The organism is Microbacterium sp. Nx66, from assembly GCF_904066215.1.
GTDB lineage: Bacteria > Actinomycetota > Actinomycetes > Actinomycetales > Microbacteriaceae > Microbacterium > Microbacterium meiriae.
Genome location: NZ_LR880474.1, coordinates 834,097 through 846,765, shown reverse-complemented (window position 1 = coordinate 846,765; position 12,669 = coordinate 834,097). Strand labels below are relative to the sequence as shown.

Below are 12,669 nucleotides of genomic sequence, written 5' to 3'. Positions count from 1 at the left end.
ATAAGGGTAAGCGGGAATTTTTGCGAGTCGTCCGAACAATAGGACGTCCGCCAGGGCGCCTCAGAGCTTGCGCAGCAGCACGCTCTCCACGTCGTGATCCGCGCCCTTGCGCAGAACCAGCCGCGCGCGGTGCCGCGTGGGCATGACGTTCTCGACGAGGTTCGGCATGTTGATCTCGTTCCAATATCCCAGTGCGGTGGTGATCGCCTCCTCGTCGGTGAGGTGCGCGAACACGTTGAAGTAGGACGACGGGTTGCTGAAGGCCCCCTGCCGCAGCGCGAGGAACCGGTCGACGTACCACTTCTCGATGTGCGCGGTGTCGGCGTCCACGAAGATCGAGAAGTCGAAGAGGTCGCTGACGGCGACGTCGTTCGGCGCGGGCGGAGGCTGCAGGACGTTGAGCCCCTCGACGATCACGACGTCGGGGCGGCGCACCACGACGTGCGCGTCCGGCACGATGTCGTAGCGCATGTGGGAGTAGAACGGCGCCCGCACCTCGGGCGCTCCGCTCTTGACCTCCGTGAGGAACTCGATCAGCGCCCGGCGGTCGTACGACTCCGGGAAGCCCTTGCGGTCCATGAGGCCCCGGCGCTCCAGCTCGGCGTTCGGGTAGAGGAAGCCGTCCGTCGTCACCAGCTCCACGCGCGGCGTCCCCGGCCACCGGCTCATCAGCTCGCGGAGGAGCCGGGCGATGGTCGACTTGCCCACGGCCACGGAGCCGGCGACACCGACGACGAAGGGCGTGGTCGTGTCGTCCTCCTGGAGGAACGACGAGGTGGCCGCACCGAGCTGCTTCGTCGCGCTCGCGTACAGGCTCAGCAGCCGGCTCAACGGGAGGTACACCTCACGGACCTCGGTGAGGTCGAGACGATCGCCGATCCCCCGCAGCTCCACGACCTCGGTCTCGGTCAGGGGCTGGTCGAGTCCGGCGGCGAGACGCGCCCACTCCGCGCGCCCGATCTCCCGGTACGGCGACAGCGGCAGCGTGGGGTCGGCGGTGGTCACGTCGTCCATCGTAACCGCGCGCGAGTATCCTCATCCCGTGCGCCTGGGAGTCCTCGACATCGGATCCAACACCGTCCACATGCTCGCCGCCGACGTGCGCCCGGGCGGACGACCGCTCGCGACCACGAGCGACCGGACCGTGCTGCGCCTCATGCGGTACCTCACACCGGACGGGGCGATCGCGGAGGACGGCGTGCAGGCCCTGGAGACCGCTGTCGCGCAGGCCCGCCGGGTGGCGGAGGCGGAACGCGTGGACGCGCTCCTCGCCACGGCCACGAGCGCCGTGCGCGATGCCCGCAACGGAGCCGAGGTGATCGCGCGCATCGAGGCCGTCCTGGGTCAGCCGCTCCAGGTGCTCGACGGGGAGACCGAGGCCGCGCTCACCTTCCTCGCGGTGCGGCGCTGGTTCGGGTGGTCCGCCGGCCAGCTGCTGCTCCTCGACATCGGCGGCGGCTCCCTGGAGATCGCCGCGGGCGCCGAGGAGGTGCCGGACGTCGCCGCCTCCGTGCCGCTCGGAGCCGGGCGCATGACGGTGCAGTTCCTCCCGCAGGATCCGCCGGGTGAGGACGATGTGGAGCGGCTGCGGGCACACGCCGCAGCGACTCTCGACGTGGTCGTCCCCCGGTTCCATGCCCTCCCCCGTCCGGACCACGTCGTGGGGTCCTCCAAGGCGATCCGTTCGCTCGCACGGTTGGTCGGCTATCCCGTCCCCGGCTGGTCGGGTATCGAGCGGATGCTGCTCCCCCGCGAGGCGCTCGGGTCGTGGATCCCGCGGCTCGCGCGCCTTCCCGCCTCGGCGCGCCAGGAGCTCCCGGGGATCACGCCCGACCGGACGTTCCAGATCGTGGCGGCCGCGGTGTCGCTGCATGCTGCGCACCGTGCTGGACAACCGCATCCACACCCTGCATGACATCGAGGCGCTCACCGACCGCCCGGTGCTCGGCGGCATCGCCTTCGACCCGGAGGCACCGAAGCGTCCGTTGATCGTGCACGCCGATCCGCGAAGCCCCCGCGCGGAGTCCTTCCGGAGCCTGCGGACGAACCTGCAGTTCCTGAACCTCGACAGCGGACCGCGCATCTTCGTCGTCTCCAGCGCGGGCCCCGGCGAGGGCAAGTCGACTACGACCGCGAACCTGGCGATCGCCCTCGCGGAGACCGGCGCGCGCGTCGCCCTCCTCGACGGCGACCTCCGCCTTCCCCGCGTCGCCGACTACATGGGCCTCGAGGGTGGCGCCGGTCTCACCGATGTGCTGATCGGCCGGATGGACGTGGCGGACGCCCTCCAGAAGTGGGGTCGCAACGACCTCTACGTCCTCCCCAGCGGACAGGTTCCGCCGAACCCCAGTGAGCTGCTCGGTTCGTCGGCGATGGACGACGTGCTCCAGGCGCTGGGCGAGTACTTCGACTATGTCCTGATCGACGCCCCGCCGCTGCTCCTGGTGACCGACGCGGCGGTCCTCGGGACCAAGACGCGCGGTGTCATCCTCGCCGCCGCCTCGGGGAAGACCAAGAAGCAGGAGCTCTCGGGCGCCGTCCGCGCTCTCGAGAACGCCGGCGTGCAGATGCTGGGCGTCGTGGTCACCATGCTGCCGACGAAGGGACCGGACAGCTACGGCTACGGGGCGCACACCTACGGCTCGACCCACGAACTCGACGGCAGCCCCTCCACCAGGGTCACCGCGAAGTTCGGACGCGGGTGGGGCAGGAAGAGCGCCCCGAAGAAGCGCACCACCGCCCGTGCCTGACGCCGACCCCGTCGGCCGCTCAGGCCTTCGGCGACGCGACCCGGAAGACGATCGAGTGGTAGAGCACGAAGCGCAGCAGCACGACGATGACGATGCTGACGAGGTTCACGAGGTTGACCGCCACGGCTCCGGGCGTGCGGCCGAGGATGCCGCCGACCGCTTCGACGCCGACCCACACGAGCGCGGCCCCGAGCGCGGTGCACACGGCGTTGGTCGCGAGGAACAGGGCGACCTCCGCGGCCCGTCCCCGGCGATCGCGGTGGCGGAAGGTCCATTCGCGGTTGCCGATGTACGCGTTGATGAGGGCGACGAGCGAGGCCACGATCTTCGCTGCGACGACGTCCCACCCCCAGGCGTAGACGAGGAGGTTGAAGACGCCGACCTCGATCAGGGTGCTCAGCGCCCCGACCACGAGGAAGCGGCTGCCCACGCCGGCGAGGCGACGCAGTCGGGAGGGAGGATTCATGGCTCAACTAGGCTACTGGCTGACACCTCTGCAGCCCGCCACCGCAAGGACTCCGTGACTCTCCGCCACCTCGCCATCGTCATGCCCGCCTACAACGAGGTGGAGGGCATCCGGGGCTTCATCGACGAGATCCGGTCGGCGGTCGAGCCTCTGGCCGACGAGGTCTCCTTCCACATCGCCGACGATCGTTCGACGGACGCCACCGCGACCGTGTTCGACGACGTCGCCGACGCCACCGTCATCGTGCAGGCGACCAACCGCGGACACGGGCCGACCGCCCTCGCGGCCTATCGCGCCGGACTCGCCGCAGACCCGGACGCGCTCGTGCACGTCGACGGTGACGGGCAGTTCCACGGCGCCGACTTCCCCCGGCTGCTGCGTGCGCTCACCGACGAGCAGGCCGACGTCGTGCACGGCGTGCGAGACGGACGCACCGATCCCTGGTACCGCAAGACGCTCACCGGCGCGGTCGGCCTCCTCATCGCCGTCGCAGCGGGTCGCCGCATCCCGGACGTGAACACGCCCCTGCGCGCCTACCGTCCCGAGGCTCTGCGTGTCCTGGTCGAGGCGGTGCCCGCGGACGCGACGGTGCCGCACGTGCACTTCTCGCTCGCCGAGGCCCGGGGCGGTTTCCGCGTGCGCTACGTCCGCGTCGCCAGCATCCCGCGCCGCGGTGCCTCCAGCACCGGCACCATGTGGGGCCGTGGCGGCGGGCTCCCCCTGCCACCGAAGCGCTTGCGCGTCTTCGTGCGCTCCGCCCTCAGCGAGGCCTGGCTCCTCTCGCTGCGTCCGTCCGCTCCGCTCCGCGCCGTCCGTCGTCCGGAGCCCGTGCGCCGATGAGCCGGCTGCGCACGGCCCTCTTCTGGGTGGCGGCCGCCGCCCTCGTGATCGGCCACGTCGTCCTCGCCTGGCACAGCCTCACGGTGTCCCGTTTCTGGGAGGACGAGGCGTTCAATCTGACCGTGCCCCGCAACCTCCTCGCCGGGCTCGGATACGCCAGTGACGGCGCCCTGTCCGGCTCGACGATCACGCCGTTCGACCCCCGCATCTCCACGGGCCCCGTCGTGCTCCTCCCGGTCGCGGCGCTCCTGGCGACCGGCATGGACCCGGTGCTCGCCGGCCGGCTCGTGCCGCTCGCCTTCTGGCTGCTGCTCCTCGCTGGACTCGCGGTCCTCGGCCGTCGTATCGGCGGGCGGTGGGCGGCACTTCTCGCCGTCGCGGTCCCCCTGGCGTTCACCGCCAGCGCCGGCGTCTCCCCCATCCAGGGGCCCGCCGACCTGCTGGGTGAGATCCCCGCCGCGGCGCTCCTGGTCTGGGCTCTCGCCGTGCTCCCGCGACGCGCCTGGCTCGCGGGGCTTCTCGTCGGTCTCGCAGTGCAGGCCAAGCTCATCGCCGCGCTCGCCCTCCCTGCCTACGCCGTCGCGCTGTGGGTCCTCGCCGATGGCCACGGATGGGCGCGCGTCCGCGACGCCCTGCGCCGCGCCTGGCTGCCGCTCCTCCTCTCGGCGGTGCCGACGGCCCTGTTCGAGCTGGGGGCGCTCCTCGCTCTCGGCCCGGCCGGATTCGTGGAGCACCTGCGCGCGTTCGTCCGCTTCGTGCGCAGCGGCGGCCAGGCCGACGCCGCGACGACGGTGCTGCAGAAGCTCGGCACGCTCGCCGACTCCTGGTCGCTGCCGCCCGCCGTCGCGCTCCTCGGCGCTGTCCTCACCCTCGCACTGGTGACGCTCGGCGTCGCCCGTCGCTGGCGCATCGCGACGGAAGAGGAACGTGTGGTCATCGCCTACGCACTCGCCGCCGTCGTCGGCGCCCTCGCCTTCGTGACCTGGTGGGCGACCGCCTCGCGTCTGCCGCTGTGGGTCCGGCATCCCGCGCCGGGGATCCTCGCCTTCTTCCCGGTCCTCGCCGCCGTCGCGGTCTGGGCGGTCCCGCGGCTTCCCGAGCGACGCGCGTGGCGGCTCGGCGGGACCGTCGCGGCGGCCCTGGTCGCGATGATCGTCGCGGCGGGCGCGGTGCTGCACGTCGCAGGCACCGTCACGTCCCCCGGGCTGACACTCGCCCAGCAGCGGGCCGACGTCGAGCCGCTGCGGGCCTGGGTCGAGGAGAACGACGTCGAATGGGTCGCCGCGGAGCGCTGGGGCTGGGCGGTGCCGCTGGTGGTGCTCACCGGCGCGCATCTCGGCCTGCAGGATGCGCCGTCGATGACCGAGGCACCGCGACTGGCCCTCGATGACTGCCCCACGGCGACGCTGGCCGAGGGGACCACGAGCCGCCTCTGCGCCGCCCGCTGAACGCGGCCTCCGGAGACGACGAACCGGCCGGCCGCCGAGGCGACCGACCGGTTCGGAGACGGCGGTCTTAGAGCGCGAGGCGCTCCTGCACGACCGCCGCGAGACGTTCCGCGTAGGTCCGGGCCGACTCGGAGTCGGCGGCCTCGACCATGACCCGCACGAGCGGCTCGGTGCCGGACTTGCGCAGCAGCACGCGCCCGGTGTCGCCGAGTTCAGCCTCGACATCGCGCACCGCCTGCTGCACGACCTCGTCCTCGGCGACGCGATCCTTGTCGACGTCGCGGACGTTGATCAGCAGCTGCGGGTAGACCGTCATGACCGATGCGAGCTCTGCGAGGGACTTGCCCTGCCGCGCCATCTCGGCCACGAGATGGAGACCTGTGAGCAGGCCGTCCCCCGTGGTCGCGTACTCGCTCATGATGACGTGTCCGGACTGCTCGCCGCCGAGCGCGTACCCGCCCTCGTTCATGTCCTCGAGCACGTAGCGGTCGCCGACGGCCGTCTGGCGCACTGTGATGCCGTGCTCGCGCATCGCGACGTGCAGACCCAGATTGCTCATGACCGTCGCGACGAGCGTGTCGTCGGTGAGACGGCCGCGCTCCTTCATCGACAGCGCCAGGATCGCCATGATCTGATCGCCGTCCACGACGTTGCCCTGCGCGTCCACCGCGAGGCAGCGGTCGGCGTCGCCGTCATGGGCGATGCCCACGTCGGCGCCGAGCCGGACGACGGCTTCGGCCAGGTTGTCGAGGTGGGTGGAGCCTACGCCGTCGTTGATGTTCCAGCCGTCGGGGTCGGCACCGATCACGGTGACCTCGGCGCCGGCGTCGCGGAACGTCTCGGGAGACACCCCGGAAGCGGCGCCATGGGCGCAGTCGAGCACGACGTGAACGCCCTCGAGGCGGTGCGGCAGCGAGCCGAGCAGGTGGACGACGTAGCGGTCCTCCGCATCGGAGAAACGGTCGATGCGACCGACGCCGGCACCGGTCGGGCGCAGCATCTCGCCATGCATGGCTTCCTCGATGCGCTGCTCGACGACGTCGGGGAGCTTGCGTCCGCCGCGGGCGAAGATCTTGATCCCGTTGTCGGGCGCCGCATTGTGCGAGGCGGAGATCATCACGCCGAAGTCCGCATCGCGATCCGCCACGAGGAACGCCAGAGCCGGCGTGGGGATGACCCCGGCCTCGAGGACGTCGACTCCGGAAGAGGCGAGGCCCGCGGCGACGGCAGCGGTCAGGAAGTGCCCGGAGACCCGGGGGTCACGGGCGACGACGGCGGTGAGTCGCTTGCCTTCGGCTTTGCGAGCCTCCGCCGTACGGCCCTGGCCCAGGACGACAGCAGTCGCCTGGGCCAGGGTGAGCGCCAGGTCGGCGGTGAGGATGCCATTGGCGAGTCCTCGCACGCCGTCCGTGCCAAAGATCGGCATCGGAGCAGTGGACCTTAACGCTTCGAGTACTGAGGCGCCTTACGGGCCTTCTTGAGTCCGGCCTTCTTGCGCTCCTTGACGCGAGCGTCGCGCGAGAGGAAGCCGGCCTTCTTCAGGGTCGGACGGTTGTTCTCCGCGTCGATGCCGTTGAGGGCACGCGCGATGCCGAGACGCAGGGCGCCGGCCTGGCCGGAGTCGCCACCACCCGAGATGCGGGCGATCACGTCGTACGCACCGGCGAGGTTCAGCGCGGTGAACGGGTCGTTGATCAGCTGCTGGTGCAGCTTGTTCGGGAAGTAGTCCTCGAGCGTACGGCCGTTGACCGTGATGGTGCCCGAGCCGGGGACCAGACGCACGCGGGCGATGGCCTGCTTGCGACGGCCGACAGCGGCGCCGGGGACGCTCAGCACGGGGCGGGGAGCCGCCTCGACCGCGTCGGTCTCCGGGGTCGACGTCGAGAAGTTCTGGAGGTTTTCGGTGGAGTCCTGGATGTCAGCCACGAGTATGTCCTTAGTCTGTACGGCGCTTACTGGGCGACCTGGTCGAGGGTGTACGGCTGGGGCTGCTGCGCGGCGTGCGGGTGCTCGGCACCGGTGTACACCTTCAGCTTCGACAGCTGCTGGCGGCCCAGGCTGTTCTTCGGGAGCATGCCACGGATGGCCTTCTCCACGGCGCGGACCGGGTTCTTCTCGAGAAGCTCGGCGTAGGTGACCGACTTCAGGCCGCCCGGGTAGCCGGAGTGGCGGTAGGCCAGCTTCTTCTGGAGCTTCTGACCGGTGAGCGCGACCTTGTCGGCGTTCACGATGATGACGAAGTCACCCGAGTCGATGTGGTTGGCGAAGGTCGGCTTGTGCTTGCCACGCAGAAGCGTCGCCGCGTGCGAGGCCAGGCGGCCGAGAACGACGTCGGTGGCGTCGATGACGACCCAGTCGCGCTGGACTTCGCCAGCCTTGGGGGTGTAAGTGCGCGTCACGATAGTGCTGCTTTCTTGTCGAACGGAGGTGTTCGTGAATCCCACTCCGGGGTGGTTCGTTCCCTACGGGGAGGAACACGCCAGTGGAGGGCTCACGTTCGGATGTGCATCTTCCCCGCAGGCAGGGAAGGGCACCAAAGAGTCAGCATACGCCACCGGAACGGCATTCCCCAAACCCGCCCGGCACGGGTGTCAGTTCGGACGGACCGTCACGAGGATCGGGCGGTGGTCGCTGGAGCGCTGCGGCAGCGTGGTGATGCGCTCGATCTCGAAGCCGGACGAGGTCGCGAAGTCGTAGTGCCCGCGGAAGACGCGGTACCGCGTGTAGGTGTGGTCGTCGCTCAGGGACAGCGCGTATCCCTGATCGCGCACCGCCTGACCGAGGTTCTCCTTGAAGACGGGGTAGTTGTAGTCCCCCACCATGAGCTGCGGCAGCCCCTCGCCGAGCGTCGCGAGCTCGGCGAGCGCCGCGCGGATCTGGTGCCGGCGCAGTGAGTTCAACGCCGTCAGGGGCGCGGCATGGAAGGACGCCACGATGAACTCGCCGCCGTCGTCGATGTCGCGCAGGCGGGCGCCGAGGACGCGCTCATGCGCGGGTTTGGCGATGCGGTCATGCAGCGACTTCTTCAGGCCGAGGGTGCGGATGCCGAGCAGACGATAGGTGCTCTCGCGATAGAAGAGGGCAAGGCCGAGCCTGTTGCCCTGCGTCGCGTCCGCCAGCACGAGACCGCCGATCCGATCCGGAAGCTCCGGGACATCGCACTCCTGGAGGCAGAGGATGTCGGGATCATGCTCATCGACGAGCGCCGCGAGCTCGCCGGCGGCGCGGTGCTTGCGCAGGTTGTAGGAGATGACCTTCATGATCGTCCCCACGCTACCCGCCCCATCTGTGCCCCGGCTCCCGATCCCGGCGATCAGTCGCTCTCGCGGTCGCGTCGGGCCCTGGTCTGGGCGGCTCTGGTGGCCAGGAGCTCCTCGGCCGGGTAGCCGACCTCCGTGAGGGTCAGCCCGCGGGCGGCGAGGACCTTGAACTCACTCGTCCGCGTGAGCGCATCGCGGAGCACGACGAGATCGCCGACGTCCAGGCGCCCCTCCCCCACAGCCGCACAGGCGCCGACGAGGGCCCGCACCATGCTGTGGCAGAACGCGTCGGCCTTGACCTCCGCGACGAGCACCCCGTCCGCGTCCCGCTGCCACCGGTAATCGAGCAGCGTACGGATGGTCGTGGCCTCCTCACGGGGTTTGCAGTAGGCGGCGAAGTCGTGGAGGCCGATGAGCGTCTGCGCCGCGGCGTCCATCGCCTCCGCGTCCAGCCGCCCCCGGATGGTGGTGGTGTCGAGCCGCCGCAGCGGGTCGTATCCGGCGAGGTCGTCGGCGAGCCGGTAGCGGTAGCGGCGCCAGACGGCCGAGAATCGCGCGTCGAACCCCTCGGGGGCGAGCGAGGACCGGGTGACCGTCACGTCGGGGTAGGCGCCGAGCACCCCGCGCATGCGCGCCGCGATGCTGCCGGCCGGGTCCTCGGCGGCGCGGCCGTGGCGCGCCTCGATCCGCGCCCACTGCGCCTCGTCGAGATCCACGTGCGCGACCTGTCCGCTCGCATGCACGCCGGCGTCCGTCCGCCCGGCGACGACGAACCGCACGTCGGAGCCGACGATCCGGGCGAGCGCCGCCTCCAGCGTCCCCTGCACCGTGCGGAGCGTGGGCTGCGTGGCCCACCCGCGGAAATGGGTGCCGTCGTAGGCGATGTCGAGCCGGATGCGCACGAGGCCAGCCTAGGACAGCCGCGTGCGCACCCCGTGCGTCAGATGCCGCCGTCGACCGATCGGATCAGCGCGCCCGGCTCCTCGGGAACCATCACCTGGGTCTCCCGGTTCAGGCTCTCGCCCCGGAAGAACCGCTTCGACCGCGGGAAGAGATACCAGAGGAACATCAGGACCAGACCGATCGCCAGCGACCCGATGCCGATCACGAACGTCCCGCCGATGCCGAAGAGCACGGTGTAGCCGTAGTCGACGTCCCACATGTCGATCGCCGACTGGACGAACGCCCCGGTGAGCAGCAGGGCGCCGACCAGCGGGAAGATCCCCTTGAAGAACAGGTCGCGAGCGGAGCGCCGCAGATCGGCGCGGAAGTACCAGACGCAGGCGAAGCCGGTGATCGCGTAGTAGAACGCGATCGCGAGTCCGAGCGACAGGATCGAGTCCTGGAGGATGTTGTCGCTGATGAGGGTCATGCCCACGTAGTAGAGAGAGGCCACCACGCCCATGACGATCGTCGAGAACGACGGCGTCTTGTAGACGGGGTGCACGTCCTTGAACTTCGCGGGGAGCGCGCGGTACACGCCCATCGCGAGCGTGCCGCGGGCGGTCGGGAGGATCGTCGTCTGGGTGGACGAGATCGCCGAGATGATGACCGCTACCACGAGCACCCACCCGAACGGGCCGAGCAGGCCGTCCTTGATGGCGAGGAAGAAGTCGTCGGCGTTGGCCTCGTTGCCGAGTCCCGTGCCATCCTCGCCGAGTCCGGCGTACATCATCGCGGCGATCGTCACGGCGACGTACGTCACCAGGAGGATCACGCAGGTGAGCACCGCGGCACGGCCGGGAATGCGCTTCGGGTCCTTGGTCTCCTCGTTGAGGGCGAGGCAGGTGTCCCACCCCCAGTAGATGAAGAGCGCCAGGAGGATGGCCTCCGTGAAGCCCGACCAGTCGGTGAAGCCGAACGGGTTCAGCCACTCCCACGCGAACGGCGTGGCGTCGGGGGCGTCGCCGGTGAAGAACTGCCAGAGGGCGGCGACGACGAAGATCGCCAGCGCCAGGTACTGGATCGCGAGGAGCACGTTCTGGATGCGCTCGCCGATCTCCACGCCGCGCCAGCTCACCCAGGTCATGGCGGCGATGAAGAGCACGGCCACGACGACGACCCGCCAGTCGTTGTTCTCGAGGTCCTGTCCGATCAGCGACCAGAAGTAGACGGAGGCGATCTGCGCCAGGTTCGCGAGCACGACCATGCCGGCGACCGCGACGCCCCAGCCGCCCATCCATCCCACCCAGGGGCCGAAGGCCTTGGTGCCCCAGGTGAAGGTGGTGCCGCAGTCGGGGACGGCGTTGTTGAGCTCCCGGTAGGCGAAGGCGATCAGCAGCATCGGCACGAAGGCGATGATGAAGGCGATCGGTGCTTGGGCGCCCACCGCGAGCACGACGAAGCCGAGCGTCGCGACGAGCGAGTAGACGGGGGCCGTGGAGGCCAGACCGATGACGGTGGATCCCCACAGGCCGAGGGTGCCTGCAGCCAGGCCCTTGCCGTCGGGTCGTTCAAGGTGGATGGGCGTCGTTGCCATGCTCAGAACAGTACGGCGGGCCGCGGTATCCCGTCAATCCTTTTGTTTCGGCGACGGATTCCACGCGTCGTGTGGGGATATGCGAAGGATTCCGTGGGTCAGTCGCGAGCGAGCATTCCGTCGGCGTGCGCCGCCACCCACTCCATCAGGGGCAGCATCCGCTCCATCAGGTCGCGCCCCAGCGGCGTGAGGCTGTACTCGACGTGCGGCGGCACCGTCGGCAGCGATTCCCGGTGCACCAGGCCGTCGTCGGTGAGCGTGCGCAGGGTGGAGGCGAGCATCTTCTCGCTGATGCCGTCCACCTGTCGGCGCAGCTCTCCCCAGCGGTGGGTGCCGTCGGAGAGACATGAGAGAACCAGAACGCCCCACTTGCTCATGATGTGGTCCAGGACGACGCGCGTGCCGCACCCCTGATCGAAGAGCGCCGGCTGCGAATCGCGGATCTGCGCAAAACTCACCGTCATGTGGGTACCTTACCGAAAAGTGGGTACCTGCTGAAAGGAATGCTCACGACGGCTATCGGGGTTGTCCGGGGAGTCAGCTACGAAAGGACTCCCATGACCATCCTCGTCACCGGTTCGACCGGTCACCTCGGCCGCCTCATCGTCGCCGCCCTCCTGGAGCGCGGTGTCGAGCCGCAGGCGATCCGCGCCGGCGCCCGCGACCTCGCCAAGGGTGCCGACCTCGGCGTGCCCGTCGTCCGTCTCGACTACACCGACCCGGAATCGGTCGCCGCGGCGCTCGACGGCGTGGACACCGTCGTGCTCGTCTCGGGCTCCGAGGTGGGCCAGCGCGTCGCGCAGCATCGGGCGGTGATCGACGCCGCGAAGGACGCCGGCGTGTCGAAGTTCATCTACACGAGCGCGCCGAAGGCCACCACGAGCGCCCTCGTCCTGGCTCCCGAGCACAAGGCCACCGAGGAGCTCATCGCGGCCGCAGGCCTCCCCGCGGTGATCCTCCGCAACAACTGGTACACCGAGAACTACGCCGCCGACCTCGCCCGCGCCACCGAGACCGGCACCCTCAGCGCCGGCACCGGAGACGGCCGCGTCGCCTCCGCCAGCCGGAAGGACTACGCCGAGGCCGCCGCGGCCGTGGCCACGGAGGATGGACACATCGGCGCCGTCTACGAGCTCGGCGGAGACGTCGCGTGGACCTACGCCGACCTTGCCGCCGCGATGACCGAGGTCACCGGCCGCGAGGTCACCTTCCGCCCGCTCTCCGCGGACGAGCAGCTCGCCGCGCTGCGCGCCGCCGGGCTCGATGAGGGCACCGCCGGCTTCGTCGTCGCCCTCGACGCCGGTATCCGCGACGGCGCACTGGCAGACACCGACGGCACACTCCGTCGCCTCATCGGCCGCCCGACGACACCGCTCGTCGAAGGCCTCCGCGCCCTGGCGTGAGGTGAGGAGCGCTGCCGGCCGCC

Annotated in this window: 14 protein-coding genes; 5 read left to right on the top strand and 9 right to left on the bottom strand. The window is 70.4% G+C overall.

Features of this window, described 5'->3' with window-relative positions:
* Positions 1–60: 60 nt before the first annotated feature.
* A complete protein-coding gene (gene coaA / locus MICNX66_RS03995) occupies positions 61–1,014 on the bottom strand; it encodes a type I pantothenate kinase (protein ID WP_071327518.1) in 954 nt (317 codons plus the stop codon).
* Between the two features lie 28 nt (positions 1,015–1,042).
* Between coaA and MICNX66_RS16850 the strand changes: the two genes are divergently transcribed.
* Both MICNX66_RS16850 and MICNX66_RS03990 read left to right on the top strand, forming a co-directional pair.
* Positions 1,043–1,915 carry a Ppx/GppA phosphatase family protein gene (locus MICNX66_RS16850; RefSeq protein WP_232089185.1) on the top strand — a complete coding sequence of 291 codons (873 nt, stop codon included), beginning with the start codon at positions 1,043–1,045 and terminating at the stop codon, positions 1,913–1,915.
* On the top strand, positions 1,872–2,750 hold the full coding sequence (locus tag MICNX66_RS03990) for a CpsD/CapB family tyrosine-protein kinase (protein ID WP_232089184.1): 879 nt from the start codon (positions 1,872–1,874) through the stop codon (positions 2,748–2,750). The genes MICNX66_RS16850 and MICNX66_RS03990 overlap by 44 nt, the downstream gene beginning before the upstream one ends.
* 19 nt (positions 2,751–2,769) lie before the next feature.
* Here MICNX66_RS03990 and MICNX66_RS03985 read toward each other — a convergent pair whose 3' ends face one another.
* Positions 2,770–3,216 carry a GtrA family protein gene (locus MICNX66_RS03985; protein ID WP_187663385.1) on the bottom strand — a complete coding sequence of 149 codons (447 nt, stop codon included), beginning with the start codon at positions 3,214–3,216 and terminating at the stop codon, positions 2,770–2,772.
* 54 nt (positions 3,217–3,270) lie between these two features.
* On the opposite strand from MICNX66_RS03985, the gene MICNX66_RS03980 reads away from it, so the two are divergent.
* On the top strand, positions 3,271–4,056 hold the full coding sequence (locus tag MICNX66_RS03980; RefSeq protein WP_187663384.1) for a glycosyltransferase family 2 protein: 786 nt from the start codon (positions 3,271–3,273) through the stop codon (positions 4,054–4,056).
* Positions 4,053–5,504, top strand: coding sequence for a hypothetical protein (locus tag MICNX66_RS03975; protein WP_187663383.1), 1,452 nt, complete (start codon positions 4,053–4,055; stop codon positions 5,502–5,504). Before MICNX66_RS03980 ends, MICNX66_RS03975 begins: the two co-directional genes overlap by 4 nt.
* Positions 5,505–5,571: 67 nt before the next feature.
* Here the strand turns inward: MICNX66_RS03975 and glmM are convergent, their stop codons facing one another.
* The 7 genes from glmM to MICNX66_RS03940 all read right to left on the bottom strand — a co-directional run bounded on the left by glmM (position 5,572) and on the right by MICNX66_RS03940 (position 11,707).
* On the bottom strand, positions 5,572–6,930 hold the full coding sequence (gene glmM, locus MICNX66_RS03970; RefSeq protein ID WP_144880707.1) for a phosphoglucosamine mutase: 1,359 nt from the start codon (positions 6,928–6,930) through the stop codon (positions 5,572–5,574).
* Positions 6,931–6,944: 14 nt separating this feature from the next.
* The gene (gene rpsI, locus MICNX66_RS03965; protein ID WP_025104384.1) at positions 6,945–7,430 is read right to left on the bottom strand and encodes a 30S ribosomal protein S9; all 486 of its coding nucleotides are present in this window, start codon (positions 7,428–7,430) and stop codon (positions 6,945–6,947) included.
* A gap of 26 nt (positions 7,431–7,456) precedes the next feature.
* Complete coding sequence (rplM, locus tag MICNX66_RS03960; protein ID WP_187663382.1) at positions 7,457–7,903, bottom strand: 50S ribosomal protein L13; 447 nt, start codon at positions 7,901–7,903, stop codon at positions 7,457–7,459.
* Positions 7,904–8,095: 192 nt separating this feature from the next.
* Positions 8,096–8,764, bottom strand: a complete 669-nt coding sequence (locus MICNX66_RS03955; protein WP_136052048.1) for an endonuclease/exonuclease/phosphatase family protein — start codon at positions 8,762–8,764, stop codon at positions 8,096–8,098.
* A gap of 53 nt (positions 8,765–8,817) precedes the next feature.
* The gene (gene truA / locus MICNX66_RS03950) at positions 8,818–9,666 is read right to left on the bottom strand and encodes a tRNA pseudouridine(38-40) synthase TruA (protein ID WP_187663381.1); all 849 of its coding nucleotides are present in this window, start codon (positions 9,664–9,666) and stop codon (positions 8,818–8,820) included.
* A 38-nt stretch (positions 9,667–9,704) separates the two neighbouring features.
* Positions 9,705–11,243 carry an APC family permease gene (locus MICNX66_RS03945; RefSeq protein ID WP_187663380.1) on the bottom strand — a complete coding sequence of 513 codons (1,539 nt, stop codon included), beginning with the start codon at positions 11,241–11,243 and terminating at the stop codon, positions 9,705–9,707.
* 98 nt (positions 11,244–11,341) lie between these two features.
* Positions 11,342–11,707: a winged helix-turn-helix transcriptional regulator gene (locus tag MICNX66_RS03940; protein WP_187663379.1), complete on the bottom strand. Its 366-nt coding sequence runs from the start codon at positions 11,705–11,707 to the stop codon at positions 11,342–11,344.
* 93 nt (positions 11,708–11,800) lie between these two features.
* On the opposite strand from MICNX66_RS03940, the gene MICNX66_RS03935 reads away from it, so the two are divergent.
* Positions 11,801–12,646 carry an SDR family oxidoreductase gene (locus tag MICNX66_RS03935; protein WP_187663378.1) on the top strand — a complete coding sequence of 282 codons (846 nt, stop codon included), beginning with the start codon at positions 11,801–11,803 and terminating at the stop codon, positions 12,644–12,646.
* Positions 12,647–12,669 lie beyond the last annotated feature (23 nt).

Coding starts and splice junctions, on each gene's coding strand:
- coaA (WP_071327518.1), bottom strand. CDS start 1,014: ATGGACGACGTGACCACCGCCGACCCCACGCTGCCGCTGTCGCCGTAC.
- MICNX66_RS03990 (WP_232089184.1), top strand. CDS start 1,872: ATGCTGCGCACCGTGCTGGACAACCGCATCCACACCCTGCATGACATC.
- MICNX66_RS03985 (WP_187663385.1), bottom strand. CDS start 3,216: ATGAATCCTCCCTCCCGACTGCGTCGCCTCGCCGGCGTGGGCAGCCGC.
- MICNX66_RS03975 (WP_187663383.1), top strand. CDS start 4,053: ATGAGCCGGCTGCGCACGGCCCTCTTCTGGGTGGCGGCCGCCGCCCTC.
- glmM (WP_144880707.1), bottom strand. CDS start 6,930: ATGCCGATCTTTGGCACGGACGGCGTGCGAGGACTCGCCAATGGCATC.
- MICNX66_RS03955 (WP_136052048.1), bottom strand. CDS start 8,764: ATGAAGGTCATCTCCTACAACCTGCGCAAGCACCGCGCCGCCGGCGAG.
- MICNX66_RS03945 (WP_187663380.1), bottom strand. CDS start 11,243: ATGGCAACGACGCCCATCCACCTTGAACGACCCGACGGCAAGGGCCTG.
- MICNX66_RS03940 (WP_187663379.1), bottom strand. CDS start 11,707: ATGACGGTGAGTTTTGCGCAGATCCGCGATTCGCAGCCGGCGCTCTTC.
- MICNX66_RS03935 (WP_187663378.1), top strand. CDS start 11,801: ATGACCATCCTCGTCACCGGTTCGACCGGTCACCTCGGCCGCCTCATC.